The sequence below is a fragment of the Achromobacter sp. 46006 genome, assembly GCF_059761975.1.
Genome location: NZ_JCBANN010000008.1, coordinates 59646 through 76697, shown reverse-complemented (window position 1 = coordinate 76697; position 17052 = coordinate 59646). Strand labels below are relative to the sequence as shown.

Annotated in this window: 16 protein-coding genes; 9 read left to right on the top strand and 7 right to left on the bottom strand. The window is 68.8% G+C overall.

Annotated features, from left to right (window positions below):
• Positions 1–44: 44 nt before the first annotated feature.
• Positions 45–824 carry a class I SAM-dependent methyltransferase gene (locus tag AC6LKG_RS06865; protein WP_498163642.1) on the bottom strand — a complete coding sequence of 260 codons (780 nt, stop codon included), beginning with the start codon at positions 822–824 and terminating at the stop codon, positions 45–47.
• A 21-nt stretch (positions 825–845) separates the two neighbouring features.
• Here AC6LKG_RS06865 and gloB point away from each other — a divergent pair, with 21 nt between their 5' ends.
• From gloB to fabI, 3 genes are all read left to right on the top strand, one after another.
• Positions 846–1667 (top strand): hydroxyacylglutathione hydrolase, encoded by an 822-nt coding sequence (gene gloB, locus AC6LKG_RS06860; protein ID WP_498163641.1) that lies wholly within the window; start codon positions 846–848, stop codon positions 1665–1667.
• A 7-nt stretch (positions 1668–1674) separates the two neighbouring features.
• Entirely contained in the window at positions 1675–3087 is a 1413-nt protein-coding gene (locus tag AC6LKG_RS06855; protein WP_498163640.1) for a LysM peptidoglycan-binding domain-containing protein, read from the top strand.
• Between the two features lie 122 nt (positions 3088–3209).
• Positions 3210–3995: an enoyl-ACP reductase FabI gene (fabI, locus tag AC6LKG_RS06850; RefSeq protein WP_006392868.1), complete on the top strand. Its 786-nt coding sequence runs from the start codon at positions 3210–3212 to the stop codon at positions 3993–3995.
• 75 nt (positions 3996–4070) lie between these two features.
• On the opposite strand, the gene AC6LKG_RS06845 is transcribed toward fabI, so the two are convergent.
• A complete protein-coding gene (locus AC6LKG_RS06845) occupies positions 4071–4469 on the bottom strand; it encodes an OsmC family protein (protein WP_498163639.1) in 399 nt (132 codons plus the stop codon).
• A 175-nt stretch (positions 4470–4644) separates the two neighbouring features.
• On the opposite strand from AC6LKG_RS06845, the gene AC6LKG_RS06840 reads away from it, so the two are divergent.
• Entirely contained in the window at positions 4645–5322 is a 678-nt protein-coding gene (locus AC6LKG_RS06840) for a tellurite resistance TerB family protein (protein WP_498163638.1), read from the top strand.
• Between the two features lie 83 nt (positions 5323–5405).
• Here AC6LKG_RS06840 and AC6LKG_RS06835 read toward each other — a convergent pair whose 3' ends face one another.
• The 3 genes from AC6LKG_RS06835 to AC6LKG_RS06825 all read right to left on the bottom strand — a co-directional run bounded on the left by AC6LKG_RS06835 (position 5406) and on the right by AC6LKG_RS06825 (position 8310).
• Positions 5406–6386: a tripartite tricarboxylate transporter substrate binding protein gene (locus AC6LKG_RS06835; RefSeq protein WP_498163637.1), complete on the bottom strand. Its 981-nt coding sequence runs from the start codon at positions 6384–6386 to the stop codon at positions 5406–5408.
• Positions 6387–6414: 28 nt separating this feature from the next.
• Entirely contained in the window at positions 6415–7293 is an 879-nt protein-coding gene (gene nadC / locus AC6LKG_RS06830) for a carboxylating nicotinate-nucleotide diphosphorylase (protein ID WP_498163636.1), read from the bottom strand.
• Between the two features lie 84 nt (positions 7294–7377).
• Entirely contained in the window at positions 7378–8310 is a 933-nt protein-coding gene (locus AC6LKG_RS06825) for an NUDIX hydrolase (RefSeq protein WP_498163635.1), read from the bottom strand.
• Positions 8311–8574: 264 nt separating this feature from the next.
• On the opposite strand from AC6LKG_RS06825, the gene AC6LKG_RS06820 reads away from it, so the two are divergent.
• The gene (locus tag AC6LKG_RS06820; protein WP_498163634.1) at positions 8575–8811 is read left to right on the top strand and encodes a hypothetical protein; all 237 of its coding nucleotides are present in this window, start codon (positions 8575–8577) and stop codon (positions 8809–8811) included.
• A gap of 39 nt (positions 8812–8850) precedes the next feature.
• Here AC6LKG_RS06820 and AC6LKG_RS06815 read toward each other — a convergent pair whose 3' ends face one another.
• The gene (locus tag AC6LKG_RS06815; protein WP_498163633.1) at positions 8851–9186 is read right to left on the bottom strand and encodes an STAS domain-containing protein; all 336 of its coding nucleotides are present in this window, start codon (positions 9184–9186) and stop codon (positions 8851–8853) included.
• Positions 9187–9381: 195 nt separating this feature from the next.
• On the opposite strand from AC6LKG_RS06815, the gene AC6LKG_RS06810 reads away from it, so the two are divergent.
• Both AC6LKG_RS06810 and alr read left to right on the top strand, forming a co-directional pair.
• Complete coding sequence (locus tag AC6LKG_RS06810; RefSeq protein ID WP_498163632.1) at positions 9382–9813, top strand: ATP-binding protein; 432 nt, start codon at positions 9382–9384, stop codon at positions 9811–9813.
• A 131-nt stretch (positions 9814–9944) separates the two neighbouring features.
• A complete protein-coding gene (gene alr, locus AC6LKG_RS06805) occupies positions 9945–11087 on the top strand; it encodes an alanine racemase (RefSeq protein WP_498163631.1) in 1143 nt (380 codons plus the stop codon).
• Positions 11088–11153: 66 nt separating this feature from the next.
• Here the strand turns inward: alr and AC6LKG_RS06800 are convergent, their stop codons facing one another.
• A complete protein-coding gene (locus AC6LKG_RS06800; protein WP_498163630.1) occupies positions 11154–13625 on the bottom strand; it encodes an MFS transporter in 2472 nt (823 codons plus the stop codon).
• A 109-nt stretch (positions 13626–13734) separates the two neighbouring features.
• Between AC6LKG_RS06800 and AC6LKG_RS06795 the strand changes: the two genes are divergently transcribed.
• Both AC6LKG_RS06795 and AC6LKG_RS06790 read left to right on the top strand, forming a co-directional pair.
• Positions 13735–15738 (top strand): SpoIIE family protein phosphatase, encoded by a 2004-nt coding sequence (locus AC6LKG_RS06795; protein WP_498163629.1) that lies wholly within the window; start codon positions 13735–13737, stop codon positions 15736–15738.
• Positions 15735–16907 carry an ABC transporter substrate-binding protein gene (locus AC6LKG_RS06790; RefSeq protein WP_498163628.1) on the top strand — a complete coding sequence of 391 codons (1173 nt, stop codon included), beginning with the start codon at positions 15735–15737 and terminating at the stop codon, positions 16905–16907. Before AC6LKG_RS06795 ends, AC6LKG_RS06790 begins: the two co-directional genes overlap by 4 nt.
• Positions 16908–17052: the final 145 nt, after the last annotated feature.

Genomic DNA, 17052 nt, shown 5'->3' with positions numbered 1-17052 from the left:
TGCTTGTATGTCCTTGTTCTTTCGATATGAATCCGGCCCGCCGCTCAGGAGCGGTCGAAGCCGCCGCCCGCCTGGCGGTTGACCACCACCGAGGCCGCGCGGGCCCGCTTGGGCCTGGTCTTCCAGGCCGGCCCGATGATACGCATGCCGGCCACGCGCTTGACGGCCGACACCAGGTAAACCGCGCCGCCCAGGCTCCACCAGCGCGCCCCGGCGGACTCCAGGAAGCCCCAGCGCTGCAGCCATTTCTCGCTGCGGCAGGCCGGCGCGTAGCAGCCGAAATGGCTTTGCTCGACCTCCAGCGACAGCAGCTTGAACCAATCCTTCAGGCGCGGCAGCGACACCTGCGAGGACGGCGGCTGCGGCAGCCAGGGCTCCATGCCCGGCATGCGCGTGCGCGCGCCCCACATGCTCCAGGGGTTGAAACCGGAAATCACCACCCGGCCTTCCGGCACCAGCACGCGCTCGACTTCGCGCAACACGTTGTGCGGATCGTCGGTGCACTCGAAGGCATGCGGCAGGATCAGCAGATCGACGCTTTGCGATTCGAACGGCAGCGCCTCGGGCTGAGCCAGCACCACCCGCGACTGCCAGCCGGCAATGCTCTCGGGCGAAGGGGTCTCGGTGCCGACGTAGCCCTTGAAGGGCATGCGGTTGGCGCGCAGCAGGTTCAGGTCGGCCAGGCCGACCTGCCAGGCGTAATATCCGAAGACGTCCGCCACGGCCGCGTCGAACTGCGCGCGCTCCCAGGCCAGGGCGTATTGCCCGGGCGGAGTCTGGAACCATTCGGCCAGTTCTACAATCGGCGGAGTCTCTTCTGCCACGTTTTCATCCCTTCGAATCCCATGCAAGCCTTGACCGCCCCCGCAGGCGGCCGCGAACGCAACGCCGCGGTCTTGCCCCTGCCCGCCTTCACCGACAACTATATCTGGGCCATCGTGCGCAACGGCCAGGCCGCCGTGGTCGACCCCGGCGAAGCCGGCCCGGTGCTGCAATGGCTGGCCCGCGAGGACCTGCAACTGCGCGCCATTCTACTCACGCACCATCATGGCGACCATGTGGGCGGCGTGCTTGAATTGTCCCGCATCGGCGACCTCACGGTATACGGCCCGGCGCGCGAAAAGCTGCCGCGCTGCGATGTGCCCCTGGCCGAGGGCGACCGCGTGGTGCTGCCGGAACTGGACCTGGACCTGCGCGTGCTGGACGTGCCGGGGCATACCGCCGGCCACATCGCCTACACCGGCCGGGCCGCGGGAAAACAGCCCGTGCTGTTCTGTGGTGACACCCTGTTTGCCGGCGGCTGTGGCCGGCTTTTCGAGGGAACTCCCAAGCAAATGTCTGATTCCTTGGAAAAATTTTCTGTTTTACCGCCAGATACACAGGTTTTTTGCGCACACGAGTACACTCTAGCCAACTTGCGCTGGGCCATGGCGGTCGAACCCGCCAACAGCACCCTGCAACAGTGGTATCAGCGGGCCCGGCAATTACGCGCAGAAGGTCTCCCCACGCTTCCGTCGACCATCGGCCAGGAACGCGCGACCAATCCGTTTTTGCGTACGCAGCAAGCTGACGTCGTCCGCGCCGCAGGCAACTGGGCCGGCCACGGCCTCCCTACGCCGGTAGAGGTGTTTGCCTCCCTTCGTGAATGGAAGAACGATTTCAAGTGACCGCCCGATGAATTTCTCCCGACTCCTTCTGCCGCTTCTGCTGGCAGTCCTCGCCGGTTGCGCAGGAACCAAACCCCACGACAGCAAGAACCTCACCACCAACTCCCAGGGGCGCTATATCGCCCGCGACACGTCCCGCACGGTCGACCTGACCAACCCGCCGATCGACGCCTGGGACCGCATCCGCCGCGGCTTCGCCATTCCCAACCTGAACACCGACCTCTCGCAGCAGTGGACCGACTATTACGCGTCCCACCCCGAGGCGGTGCAGCGCATGGCCGAGCGTGCCGGCAAGTACCTGTATTTCATCGTCGACGAAATCAACCGCCGCGGCCTGCCGACCGAGCTGGCCTTGCTGCCCTTCGTCGAAAGCGCCTACAACCCCACCGCGCTGTCGCGCGCCCAGGCCTCGGGCCTGTGGCAGTTCGTGCCGGCCACCGGCCAGCATTTCAACCTGAAGCAGGACTGGTGGCGCGACGAGCGCCGCGACCCCATCGCCTCGACCAACGCGGCGCTGGACTACCTGGAGAAGCTCTTCGAGATGCAGGGCGACTGGTACCTGGCGCTGGCCTCGTACAACTGGGGCGAAGGCTCGGTGCAGCGCGCCATGGCCAAGAACGCGGCCGCCGGCCTGCCCACGGACTACCTGTCCCTGAACATGCCGGACGAGACCCGCAACTACGTGCCCAAGCTGCAGGCCATCAAGAACATCATTGCCGATCCGCAGCGCTACGCCGTGGTGCTGCCGCCCGTGGGCAACACCCCGTATTTCGTGACGGTGCGCAAGAACAGCGACATCGACCTCGAAATCGCCGCCAAGCTGGCCGAAATGCCGCTGGACGAATTCAAGGCCCTGAACCCATCGTTCAACCGCCCGGTGATCCGCGCCGACCACGCGCCCACGCTGCTGCTGCCGGCCGATCGGGTCGAGATCTTCAACGCCAACCTGACCAACTACAAGGGCGACCTGAGCGCCTGGAAGGTCTATCACTCGCGCCGGGGCGAGTCCTATGCCTCGATCGCCAAGCGCTTCGGCCTGACCGAATCCAAGCTGCGCGAAATCAACGACATCGCCTCGCGCCACAAGGTGGCCTCCGGCCAATCGCTGCTGGTGCCGGGCGATCCGGGTAACGGCGGCGTACAACTGGCCTCGCTGGCCGCGCCGGTCGGCGCGCTGGACGCGGCCCCGGCCGACAGCGGCAAGGCGCCGCGCGGCAAGGCCGTCGCGCCGTCCGCGCGCGCCGCCGCCGCCCGTCCCAATGTGCGCACCCACAAGGTGCGCCAGGGCGACACCCTGTTCTCGCTGGCCAGGCAGTACGGCACCACTGTCCAGGCGTTGCGTGCCCTCAACAACCTCAAGGGCAGCAACCTCAAGATCGGCGCCCAGTTGCGCGTGCCGGGCACCAACGCCCGCGGCTGACCCCCGCTCGATCCGTCTTTCGCAGCGGCGCCCATCCGGGCGCCGCGTTGTTTTGTCCGCGCGGCCGCCAAACTCCTTAAAATAGGCGGTCTCCAGCAGGAAAAAAATCAAAGGAACCACACATGGGCTTTCTCGCCGGCAAACGCATCCTGGTCACCGGGGTGCTTTCCAACCGCTCCATCGCCTACGGCATCGCGCGCGCCTGCCACCAGCAGGGCGCCGAACTGGCCTTCACCTACGTCGGCGACCGCTTCAAGGACCGCGTGGCCGAGTTTGCCGCCGAATTCGGCAGCGACATCGTGCTGCCCTGCGACGTTGCCGAGGACAGCCAGATCGAGGCCACCTTCACCGACCTGGCCAAGCGCTGGGACGGCCTGGATGGGCTGGTGCACTCGATCGGCTTCGCGCCGCGCGAAGCCATCGCCGGCAACTTCCTGGACGGCCTGTCGCGCGAAGGCTTCCGCATCGCCCACGACATCTCCGCCTACAGCTTCGCCGCCATGGCCAAGGCCGCGCTGCCCCTGATGGAAGGCCGCAACGGCTCGGTGCTGACGCTGACCTACCTGGGCGCCGAGCGCGTGGTGCCCAACTACAACACCATGGGCCTGGCCAAGGCCTCGCTCGAAGCAAGCGTGCGCTACCTGGCCACGGCGCTGGGCCCGCGCGGCATCCGTGCCAACGGCATCTCGGCCGGCCCCATCAAGACGCTGGCCGCCAGCGGCATCAAGGACTTCTCGGCCATTCTGAAGTTCGTCGAGGCCCAGGCGCCGCTGCGCCGCAACGTCACCATCGACGATGTCGGCAACGTCGCCGCATTCATGCTGTCGGACCTGGCTGCCGGCGTCACCGGCGAAATCACTCACGTGGACGCCGGCTTCTCGACCATCGTGCCGGGCATGGAAGAGTAATTCCGTGGACCGGCTGGGCGCCCTGCCCGGCCGAGTTCCGCGCCGGGCGGCTTGCCCACCCGGCGCGCCGGCGTCTCACGCCGGCCGCACGATCAGCGTGGACACCTGCACGTCCACTGCCGTCATCAGCTTGTGGATCGGGCATTTCTCGGCCACCGCCAGCAATTCGTCGATCTGCGCGTCCGACAGGTCGCCATGCAGCGTCAGCTTCGCCGTCAGGCGGTAGACGCCCTTGCGCTCCTCGCTCGCATCGCGCACCACGTCCACGTCCACCGATTCCAGCGGCAGCCCCTTGCGTTGCGCGTAGACCATCAAGGTCATGGCCTTGCAGCCGCCCAGCGCTGTATCGAAATAATCGTGCGGGTCGGGGCCGGCGCCTTGCGGCTGCGGCATGTCCAGCGGCAGGTCGTGGCCTTCGGCCGAGGCAGTGAATTGCAGGGTGTTGGGCGCATTCTGGCGCACGTGGATAGTCATGGGCGGGATTCCTCGCGTTGCGGGCGGCGCGCGCGGCCGCCCCATCCCAGGTTGTAGCATCCGCCGCCGCGCCATCCCCGCGCAACATTCATTTCTGACTGTAAGCTGAACTTCCCCCGGGAACGACGGTCGGACATCCTGTCCGCAAGAAGCTTGCATACTCCAGGAAACCCGCATGAGCGCCCGACAACTTCTAGACCAATTGCTGCAATCCGGCCAGGGCCTGTTGGCCGATGCCGGCTCGACCGTACAGAACGCCACTGGCGGCAAGGGGGGATCGCTGCTGGCCGGTCTGGGTGGCGGCGCCCTGGGCGCCGGCGCGCTCGGCCTGCTGCTGGGCAGCAAAAAGGCCCGTAAGATCGGCGGCAAGGTCGCCATGTATGGCGGCATGGCCGCACTCGGCGCCCTGGCCTACCGGGCCTACGGCGATTGGCAGCGCAACCAGGCCGGCGCGGCGGCCGCGCCGCCGCGGACGCTGGACCGTCTGCCCGCGCCCGAAGCCGAACAGCACAGTTCGGCGGTGTTGACCGCAATGATTGGCGCGGCCAAGGCCGACGGCCATATCGGCCCCGAGGAGCGCAGCCTGCTGGAAACCGAGTTGGCCAGGCTGTCCAACGACGCGCAGGACCGCCGCTGGCTCGAGGCCGAGCTGTCGCGTCCGCTCGATCCGGCCCTCGTCGCGCAGGCCGCCAGGACGCCGGAAATGGCGGCCGAGATGTACCTGGCCAGCCTGCTGGTGGTGGACGAGGAAAGCTATATGGAACGCGCCTATCTGGACGAGCTGGCGCGCCAGCTCAAGCTGCAGCCGGGCCTGAAGGAACAACTGGAGCAGCACGCGCGCGCCGCGGCATGATGGCCGCGGTGGCGCCGGCGGCAGCCGCGGCCATCATGCCACCGGGCGCGCCGCGCGCCCGGCCTGCCCCGGGTAGTGCCGGCTCAATCGGCCCGCAGGCCAATCGCATCGGTCAGCGCCGTGTAGCGGTCGACATCGGCATTGATCATGTCCTGGAATGCGCTCGGCGTGCTCGTGGCGGGCGTGAAACCCTGCTCGCGCAAGGCCGCCTGCACATCGGGCCGCAGCATGACGCGCGTGGCCGTGGCATTGAGCTTGGCAATGACCGCCGGCGGCGTGGCCGCCGGCGCCAGCAGGCCATGCCACTGGTCCAGCGCATATCCCGCCACGCCCTGTTCGGCCACCGTCGGCACGGCCGGCAGCAACGGGGAACGCTGCGGCGAGGTGACCGCCAGCGCGCGCAGCCTGCCCGCCGCGATCAGGGGCGCTGCGCTGGAGGCCGTGACCACGCCCATGCCAACCTGGCCCGAGGCCACATCTGCCAGGGCCGGCCCGCAGCCTTTGTAGGGCACGTGCTGCAGCGATGCGCCGCTGGCGCGGGCCAGCATCTCGCCCGCCAGGTGCTGCGGCGTGCCGTTACCGCAGGACGCAAACGCCAGGGGGTGGTCGGGCCGTGCGGCGTTGATCGCATCGTCCAGCGTGCGCAGCGGCGAAGCCGCCGGCGCCACGAACACGGATGGCACGAATGCCACGTTGATCACCGCCGCGAAGTCGCGCTTGGGCGCGAAACCCAGGTTGCGATACACCCCCGGATTGATCGCGAACGAGCTGTTTACCATCAGCAGGGTGTAGCCGTCCGGCGGTGATTCGGCCACGATGCGGGCGCCGATATTGCCGCTGGCGCCGGGCCGGTTCTCGACCACCACCGGCTGACCGAACTGCTCCTGCAGGCGGGCGCCCAGGCGCCGCGCCAGCAGGTCGGTACCGCCGCCGGGCGGAAAAGTCACCACGATGGTGATCGGACGGTCGGGATAGGTCGCATCGGCCGGCGTGTCGCCGGACGGCGGGTTGCCGCAGGCGGCCAGCGCCAGCAGCAGGGGAAAGGATTGAAGCGCACGTTTCATGATGCGTGTCCGTGACGGTGGCCCGGGCTCAGGCGTCCAGGCCGATGTCGAGCACCTTGGCGCTGTGGGTCAGCCAGCCCACGGCGATCTGGTCGACGCCCGTGGCGGCCACTGCCGCCGCGGTGTCGGGAGTTATTCGGCCGGACGCTTCGGTAATGGCGCGGCCGCGCGCCATGGCGACCGCCTGGCGCAGTTGGTCCAGGCTCATGTTGTCCAACAGCACCACATCCACGCCCAGCGCCAACGCGGTTTCCAACTGGGCCAGGGTGTCCACTTCCAGTTCGATCTTGACCATGTGGCCGACGCCGGCGCGGGCCCGCCGCACGGCGGTCTCGACATCGCCGGCCAGTGCGATGTGGTTGTCCTTGATCAGCACGGCATCGTCCAGGCCGTAGCGATGATTGCTGCCGCCTCCCACCCGCACCGCGTACTTTTGCACCGCGCGCAGCCCCGGCATGGTCTTGCGGGTGCAGGTGACGCGGGCCCCATGGCCGGCGATGGCGCGGGCGATGGAGGCGGTGGCCGTGGCCACGCCGCTCAGGTGGCAGAGGAAATTCAGCGCTACCCGCTCGGCGCTGAGCATGGCACGGGCATTGCCACGCAGCGTGGCGATTTCGGTGCCGGGCGCGAGCTGCGCGCCATCGCGTTGCGCCACGCTGAACTCGATCGCGGGATCGAGCGCGCGGAACGCCAGGCGCGCCAGGTCGAGCCCGGCCAGCACACCCTCCTGGCGCGCCACCAGGCGGGTGCGCGCCACGGCGTCGGCCGGCACGATGGCGTCGGTGGTCAGGTCCCCGGCGCGCCCCAGGTCTTCGAGCAGAGCCGCGCGCACCAGCGGCTCCAGCATGACATCCGGCAGGGAGGGAATGGCCAAACGGGCGGCAGGCGCTTCAGCATTAATGCTCATTTTGAGTATTTTGTGGTTAAAAAAAGGCGCGCACACGATGCGCAGGCATTTATGCTAAATATGAGTATATGCGCTTGTCAAGCGTCACAGGCTGCGCGACAGCGGCAGCTTGCTGCCGGCGATGGCGCGTTCGAGCAATACGTCGCGGCGAAAGCGGAACAGCTTGGCGGGCCGGCCCGCCGTGCCCGTCGCCATGTCGCCGGTCTCTTCCACCAGCGCCTGCTGCTCGATCAGGCGGCGGAAGTTCTGCTTGTGCAGCCCGCGTCCGGCCAAGGCCTCGACCGCCTGCTGCAACTGCAGCAGGGTGAATTGCGCAGGCATCAGCTCGAACACGACCGGCCGGTACTTGATCTTGGCGCGCAGCCGCGCGATGCCGGTGGCCAGGATGCGGCGATGATCGTGGCGCATCGGCTCGCCCGGCACCAGCGCGGCGGCCGCGCCCGGTTGGCGCCGCGCCGCCTCGGGAACCAGGCCCGCCTCGAACAGCAATTCATAGCGCTGCAGCACCATGTCTTCGTTCCAGGCGGCGCCGTCGAGGCCGAAGGTGATGGCGACCCGCTGGCGGCGGCGATGGCGCATGGCGGCGTCGGCGGTATCGTCGCACCAGGCGCGCAAGCGCGGCACGATAAGGTCGTCGACCAGCGCGGTGCCCACGCGCCGGTCTTCCCAGGGGAAATAGCGGTACCAGTCCTGCCAGCCGACTTGCGCCACGCCGGTCTCGCCGGCCTCGCGCGTCAGGCCCAGATAGCTGACCGACATGACGCGCGCGCCAGACTCGTCGGAACGGTCGCCGTCTGCAAAGGTGTACAACTGCTCGACATAACCCAACGGGTGATGGGTCTGCGCCTCGACCCAGGCGCGCAGGCCCGCCTGCAGCGAGCGGTGGGCCAATTCGAATGGCCCGGCCGGCAGCGCCCGCGCGTCTTCGGTCGTCAGCACGCGCGGCTCGCCATGGGTGACGGCGACCAGGACGGCGACGAGTTCGGCATGCACGGAGCGTTCGACGGGTTCGGTCAAGGTGAGCAGTTGGAAATGAGAAAGGCCGGCCGCGGTGGCGCGAGGTCGCGCGGCGCCCGGCAGTGGCGCTGGCGCGTCGGGGACACGCGCTCGGCATTATAAGGGCCGGGGCCGGCGGTAAATGCGGGCCAGGCGCTGCAACAGCCCCTTGCAAACGTGACAGCGCAAAGCGCGCGGCGCGCCGTCCGCGGTCCTAACATGAAGGATGAAGGGAAATCCCCGGCGCGTCGCCATCCCGGGACGCCCGCAACCGGAGACCTCATCATGTTGAAAACCGCCAGCGATTCCTCCCGTCCCGCAAGCCCGCCGACGCCGGCCGCAACCCAGCCGCCGGCCGTCGATCCGCGCAAGGGCACCGAGATCCTGCCGATGCCCGACCAGAGCCCCACGGTGGCCGGCATGCCGCGGCAGGGCCGCGCCATCGAGCCGCCCGGCGACCCCGGCGTCATCACGCCCGAGGACGACCTGCTGGACACCTCGTGCGAGAACCACGGGCGCTGACGCGCAAGCCGTGCGCGCCGGCTGGGCGCGCGCGGCGCTTCAAGCGACCTTGTCGACCGCTTCCTGGCGCGTATCGACCACCGTGAGGATGGCCAGGAAACCACTGATGTCGAACACCTCGCGCACATGCGGCTGCATCGCGCACAGCGCGAGTGCGCCAGAGGCCTGCTTCAGCCGCTTGGCCAGTACCAGCACCACGCGCAGGCCGGCGCTCGAAATGTAGTTCAGGTTGGACATGTCGAGCACGAAGCGACGCTCGCCCTTTTCCACGTGCGACAGCAGGTCCGCCTCGATACCCGCGGCATTGCCGCTGTTGATCTGGCCCTCGGGCGCGACAACCAGCACTTCCCCGACTTTCTCGATTGCGAGATTCATAGTGGTTCCCGGAAATTGACCGACGCCCCGATCCCGGCAATTCGGCCGCGGCGCAATGCCGAGATGATACGCGAGGCGCCCACGCGGCCCAACGCAAATTGCGCCAGGACAAGCGCGATTCGCGCCCCCATACGCCAGCCGGCCGCAATCGGGCATACTTCCACCTGCACGTGTACCCCTGAACGCAAGGCGACCATGCCCCCTCAGTCCGATACGCTTGACCTCGTCCCCGACGCCCGCGCCGTCGCTTCCGCCATTGAATGGCTCGAGGCCATTGCCGAGCGCGAGGCCTGGTCGCCCAAGCTGAGTTTCGGTCTGTCCCTGAGCCTGGACGAAGCGCTGACGAACATCGTTTCATACGCCTTCGACGATCCCCTGCAGGCCCCCGATCCCGCGCGCGTCCGCCTGGCCTGCCGCCAGGACGGCGAGTGGATCTCGCTGGAGATAACCGACAATGGCCGCCCGTACGACCCCACCCTGACCCCGCCTCCCCCATTGGCCATTTCGCTCGATGACGCCGAAATCGGCGGCCACGGCGTGCGGCTGATGCAGCACTATCTGCACGACCTGCGTTACACGCGCACCGGCAACGAGAACCATCTGACGCTGGTCATGCGCGCCGCTTGACCTCACCGGCGCGTCACATCGAGACGCGCTATCGACCCCCAGCAACGCATAGGCAGAAAGTACCGAACCAGACCCGGTCATCTGTCACTCATGCATACACTGCGCGCCGGTTGCGCGCGGCCCACGCCCAGATGCCGCCCGTGAACGCTCCCTATCGCCCGGAAGGATTGCTTGCCCGCCCTTTGTATGCCCGCGTCGACGCGGGCGCCGTGGCCCATAACCTGGCGCGCCTGCGCAGCGCCCTGCCCGCCACCGGCGCGCCCCGGCTGTGGGCCACCGTCAAGGCCGATGCCTATGGACATGGCCTGGCGCGCGTGCTGCCCGCACTGCGTGGCGCCGACGGACTGGCGGTGCTGCACCTGGATGAAGCGCGCGCCTGCCGCAGGCTGGGCTGGGACGGCCCGGTCCTGGTCTACGGCGGGCTGTACTCGCAAGCCGACACATTGCTGCTGGATACGCCGCAACTGCACCTGGTCATTACCCATGCCGCGCAATTGCAATGGCTGGCGCAAGCGCCCGCCGCCGAACGGCCGGCGGTCTGGCTGCGTTTTGCCGGCGACATCCACCACACCGGCTTCTGCGCCGACGACTACCGCGCCGCCTTCGCGCTGGCGCGCGATCTATCCAGACGCGGACTCATCGGTGAAGTCGGCCACCTGAACCACTACGCGCGCGCCGACGAGGCCGACGGGGTGGCGCTGGCCGACGCGCGCTTTCGTGACGTGATCGCGGGCCTGCCCGGCCCGGTGTCCACCAGCAATTCCGCGGCGATGCTGGGCCATGCCGCGCTGGCGGCCGCCACCCAATGGGTCCGTCCGGGCCTGGCGCTGTATGGCGCCAGCCCGTTCGCCGAGCGCAGCGCGGTCCAGCTCGGCCTGCTGCCGGCCATGTCCCTGCACTCGCAGGTCGTGGGCATCCAGCGCGTACCGGCGGGCGCCGGCATCGGCTACAGCGGCGCCTTCATCGCGCCCGCGGCGATGGACGTGGGCATCGTCACTTGCGGCTATGCCGACGGCTACCCGCGCCATGCGCCCACCGGCACGCCGGTGGTAGTAGCCGGCGTGCGCACGCGCCTGCTGGGCCGCGTCTCGATGGACATGATGGCGGTGGACCTCGGCCCCGTGCCGCAGGCCGCGATCGGCGCGCCCGTGACGTTGTGGGGCGCGGAAGGCCTGCCGGTAGAGGAAGTCGCGATGGCGGCGGGCAGCATCGCCGCGCAATTGCTCACGGGCCTGAGCGCGCGCGTGCCGGTGGCGCTGGCCGGCGCGCGTTGAATGGCGGCGCCCCGGCACCGCGGCGGCCGTCGAAAAACAGCCCTGGCGCCCGCCGGGGCCGCGGGTTCAGGCCGTGTCCTGGCGCGGACGGGCCGGGGCGAACAACAGGAACAGCAACGTAGCGGCCAGATAGATCACACCGGTCGCGGCCAGCCCTGCGCCCATGCCGGCGGCGCCGAACATGGCGCCGACCACCAGCGGACCCGCCATCTGCCCGAGCTTGTCGGCAGCGCGCATGACGCTGGTGGCGCCGGCCGCGCCGTAGCGCTGCACCTGTGGCAGGGCCAGCATGTATGGCGATTGCGAAGCGCCGGCGAAGCAACTGGCCAGCGCCAACAACAGCACCGCGGCGGCGGCGGCCAGCAGGCCACTGTTGAAGTACAGGCCCAGCATGCCGAGGCTGCCCACCAGGCCTCCCAGCACGATCCAGCTTTTCTTGATGCGGCTGCGATCCACCACGCGGCCCATCAATGGGCCGACATAGATGACACACAAGCCGTAGATCATCAGCACGCGGCCAATGCTGGAGGCCGCCACGCCTTCGGCCTCCAGGTAAAGGGGCAAGGCGAAAGACAGCAGCCCGACCTGCGCGATCGAGAACGGAATCACGCTGCCCAGCAGCAGCAGGCCGAAATCGCGCGTGAACAGCAGCTTCAGCGTCTCCGAGAGGTGCGCGCGGGCGCGGACCGCGGTCTGCGCCGCCAACCCGCGTCCGCGATCCATGTAGGGGCGCATCAGGATCAGCACGCCGGCCAGCGGCATGACCAGCATCACGGCACCGACCGCGAACACCGCGCGAAAGCCGACCTGCTCCATCAGCATGGCTCCCACCGCCGCGCCCGACAGGTGGCCTGCGAACAGGCCGGCGATCACGCCGGTCATGTTGCGGCCGCGATACTGCGGCGGGCTGCGCGTCACGATAAAGCCCTGCAGGCCCATCCACGTCAAGCCGTAGCCCAACCCCACCAGGCCGCGCGCGGCGCTGAACAGCCACAGATTGGCGGCCGCCGCGCAGGCCAGCATGCCGGCGGCGGATACGCCCAGGCCGGCCAGCACCGGCACCTGCCAGCCCTTGCGGTCGGTAAGGCGACCGGCCAGCAGCGAGGTCAGCAGCCCGCAGCCCATCTCCACCGAGATCGGCAGGGCCAGCAGCAGATTGGCCGGCAGGTCCAACCCGCCCGCGGGCAGGCTGCGCGCATACAGGGGCAGAAAGCCCAGCGGCAGGGCCCAGGCGAACAGGAATCCGAACATCACCGGCCGCGCGATGCGGCCGACCTCGGACGCATCGTCCGGGCCGACCCGGCTGCCGTCGGGCAACGTGGCGCGCGCGGCGAAGGCGCGATTCATCAGCAGCGCCAGCAGCAGCAACATTTCGATCGCGGCCACCAGCGCCACGGCGACCACGGTCACGGCGTCCAGCGCGCGGCTGCGCACGCCAGCGGCGATGACGTCGCCGGACAGGCGCAGCACCAGGTCGCCATGCGCCTTCGGATCGGCCAGCGCCGCGCCCAGCGGCAGCACCAGGGTCAGGTCGTCGGCCCTTGGACGGACCGGCGGCAGGCCCGCCACATCGAGCGCGCCGCGCGCATCGGCGCCATAAAGGACGCGGCCATCACGATCGGCCAGTTCGATCTGCGCCACTGCCGGAAATGTCGCGGCCAAGCGCGTGAACGGCGCTTCGACGCCGCGCAGCCGATCCACTTCCAGGCCATAGCCGAGCACCCGGTTCAGGTCGCGCTGCAGGCCTTCGGCCAGCAGACCGACGTTGTTGCGCGTGACCTCGAGCCAGCCGCTGCGGAATGTGGAGATGGTGTAGGCGGCATACACGCCCTGCGCCAGCACCAGGGCCAGCAACGGCACTACGAAACGTGCGCGGCCGCCGGCGGCCAGCGAGGTCAGCGGCACGACGTACTTGAAAACCGCGGCCAGGCCCAGGCCCACCAACACGGTAACGACCAGCAGCACCTGCAGGTTATCGACCAGCAAGCGGCGGCTGGCCTCGCCGTCCTGGATGGCCGACAGCACCACGGCCCCCAGAGTCTTGCCCCCCGCGGCGGTCAGCGGCACGGCCACGGTGACGCGGTCATCGGCCACGGCGACCAGCGCGCCGGACGCGCGCCGCGCCGCGCCGGCGGTGATGGCCGCGTGCCCCGCATCCAGCGTGCGCGCCAGGCGCGCGGCGTCCTCGGGCAACTCGCCCTGCGTCGCGAGCGCCTGGCCATCGGCCAGCAGCACTGCCGCGCCTTGCACCCCGCGCGAGCCGGCCAGGCCATCGCGCAAGGTGTCGCGCAGGCCGAAATACTGCTCCAGCGGCTTGCCCAGGCGCAGCCCATTCTCGATGTTGCCGGCCACGCGCCGCGCCACCACTTCGACGCGATCGGCGGTGGTGTCGACCACCAGCCGGTTCAAGGCCGACAGACTGAGGGCGCCGATCAGCGCCTGCGCCAGCAGCAGTACGGCCAGGCAGGCCAGCGTGACTTCCAGGACCGGGCGGCGACGCAACCCATTGAGCACTATTTGTATTGGTTCGCTACGCATGGGGCCACGCCGCCGCAAAGTATTTACACACGGGCACTAATGGTATTTACAATTAATGCAAATTGCATCTTATTTCACGCCCTTACCCCACCCGCCTCCAATCGCCCCCATGTCGTTGCGCTCGCTCCGTAGCAAGATTTTTCTACTGGTCGTAGCGCTGCTCCTGGCGGTGGCGGCATTCGTGATGCTGACCTCGCAGCGCAACGTCACCCGCACGGTGATGACCAGCGAACGCCATGCCGTCAGCAACGTGATGGAGCTGGTGCTGCGCGACGCCGAGGCCCGCTGGGGCGCGCTGCTGGCGGACAAGATATCCACCGTGCGCAGCGGCCGGCGCCAACTGATGCAGAGCGGCACCGTGGTCGCGGCGGCCCTTGGCGCCTATGCCGACCTGGCCGACCGCGGCCTGGTGACGCCGGGCGCGGCCAAGGGCATGGCGCGCGCCTGGATCAATCGTCTCAAGCTCGACGACCGCCGCTACGCCTTTGTCTACGACGCCGACTTCCGGGTGCTGGCCAGTGGCGACCCCGACATGATCGACCGCGATCTGTCGACGCTGTCCGACTTCAAGAACCGTCCGCTGGCGCAAGCGTTGCTGCAGGAAACCCGTACCTCCGGCTATGGGTTCGCCATCTATCGCTGGCCGCCGTCGGCCCAGCGCGGCGACGGCGAAACGCGCTATGCCTATTTCGGCTACTTCCGCCCCTGGAACTGGGTATTCGCCATTTCCGACAGCGCCCACGACGTGATCGAACAGATCGACAACCGCCGCGCCCAGTTGGAGAATTCGGTGCGCGATACGCTGGCCAAGCTGACCCTGGCGCAGTCCGGCTTCATCTTCATCATGGCCGAGGACGGCCGCATGATCGTGCCGCTGCCCGAGACCCGTGCCGGCCTGCTGGAAGCCCGCGACCAGGACGGCGCCACCCTGCGCACGCTGCTGGCGCGCCAAGACGCCAGCGGCAAGCTGCAAAGCCTGAGTGTCGATGGCGGCAGCGGCCTCTGGCGGATCGACAGCGCGCGCTTCGCGCCGCTGGGCTGGACCGTGGTGGCGGCAGTGCCCGAGAGCGACCTGACCGCGCCGGCGCGCGAACTGCTCAACCGGCAGGCGCTGATCTTCGTGGGCATGATGCTGGTGGCGCTGGTGTGCGCCTGGCTGGTGGCGGCGCGCATCGTCAGGCCGCTGGAAACGCTGACGCACTACGCCCGCCTGCTGCCCGAGCAGGACCTGACCGCCGCAGCCAGCGTGCCGGCCCATATCGCCGCGTTGCCGGACAAGCACAAGGACGAAGTCGGGCGCCTGGCCTCGTCGTTCCTGTTCATGGACCGCAAGCTGCGCGAAAATGTGGCCCGCCTGATGCGCGAGACCACCGCGCGCGAGCGCTTCGAAAGCGAACTGAACATCGCCCGCGCGATCCAGCTCGGCCTGCTGCCGGTGCCACTGTCGCCCGTCACGCGCGAACAGGTCGACCTGAACGCGGTGATGCTGCCGGCCAAGGAGGTCGGCGGCGACCTTTACGACTACTTCACGCTGCCCGACGGCCGCCTCTGCCTGGCCATTGGCGACGTGTCGGACAAGGGCGTGCCGGCGGCGCTGTTCATGGCCGTCACGCGCACGCTGATCCGCGCCACCGCCGAGGACGAGACCGACCCGGCGCTGATCATGCAGAAGATCAACAACCGCCTGTCCGAGAACAACCCCAACATGATGTTCGTCACGCTGCTGGTCGGCGTGCTCGACATGACCACGGGCGAACTCAAGTGGGCCAATGCCGGCCACCTGCCCCCGGCGGTGGTCGGCGCCGATGGCGTGGTGCGGCTGCTGGAAGGCCGCAGCGGTCCGGCCTGTGGCGTGCAGGAAGACCTGGAATACCGCTGCCTGTCGACAGTGCTGGCGCCGGGGGAGATGCTGGTGGGCTACACCGACGGCATCACCGAGGCCGTCAATCCACAGAATGCGCAGTATGGCGATCCGCGCCTGCTGGCCGTGCTGTCCAATCCCCCCGTGCCGGCGGCCAGCCTGGCCAAGCGTCTGCTGGAAGACGTGCAGGCCTTTGCCGACGGCGCGGAACAATCCGATGACATCACCTTGATCGTGATCCGCCGCCCATGAAGACTTCGCTGTCCACCCTCTTGCTGAGCCTGGCCCTGCTGGCGCCCGCCGCGAGCCACGCCCAGGCCGGGGCGGCGCCGTCCCCGGCCGCCACGCCCGCCCAGGTGTTCCCGACCACCCCCGTGACGCGTCCCGACGGCAAGAAATGGCGTATCGGCTATTTCGAGAGCGGCGACTACAGCGAGTATCCGCGCACCCTGCGCGTCACGGTCGAGGGCCTGCAGAAGCTGGGCTGGATCACCCTGCCCGCCATTCCCGACGGCTTGAACGGCAGGCAGATGTGGAACTACCTGGCCGACAACGCCCACAGCGACACGCTGGAATTCGTGCGCGATGCCTGGTGGCAGCCCGGCAACTTCGACGCCGCCCAGCGGCCCGCGGTGCGCGAGGCCATCAAGCAGCGGCTGGAAGGCAGGAAGGATATCGACCTGATCATCGCCATGGGCACCTGGGCCGGCCAGGACATGGCCGCGATGGGCGCGCCGGTGCCCACCATTGTCGCGTCGACCAGCGACGCCATCGGCGCCCGCATCACCCGCTCGGCGCAGGACAGCGGCCTGGACAACCTGCATGCCCGCGTGCAGCCCGAGCGCTACCAGCGCCAGGTGCGCCTGTTCCACGAAATCGTGCCGTTCAAGCGCCTCGGGCTGGTGTACGAGGACAGCCCGGAAGGCCGCACCTACAGCGCGGTCGACGCCGTCGAGCAGGTGGCGCGCGAGCAGGGCTTCGAGGTGCTGACCTGCAATGCGCCCTCCAACGGCATCCCGCAGGAAGCCGCGACCCGCAATGCGCTCGAATGCTATGCCAGGCTGGCGCCGCAGATCGATGCCGCCTACGTCACGGTGCACCGGGGCGTGACCCCGGCATCGATCGATACGGTGGCCGAGATCCTGCGCCAGGCGCGCGTGCCGAGTTTCTCGATGCTGGGCTCCGAAGAGGTCAAGCACGGCCTGCTGCTGAGCCTGGCTCAGGCCGACTATTCCTATGTGGGCCTGTTCTATGCCGAGACCATGGCGCGGATCTTCAACGGCGCCAAGGCGCGCGAGTTGAGCCAGGTCTGGATCGATCCCGCCAAGATCGCCCTGAACCTGCAGACCGCGCGTATCATCGGCTTCGATCCGCCGGTGGATATCCTGCTGGCGGCAGACGAGGTCTACGAGGCGCGGTAGCGCGCCGCGGCCTGGCCTGGGCGGGAACGCCGGGTAATAGCATAAAATCCGCCTACGTGTCCTGGCGATGGAACCAAAACGCCTACCGGGTTACTCAATCACAGGGGCTGTTGAATCTCCTACGGGCCCGACCCTGGACACGCCG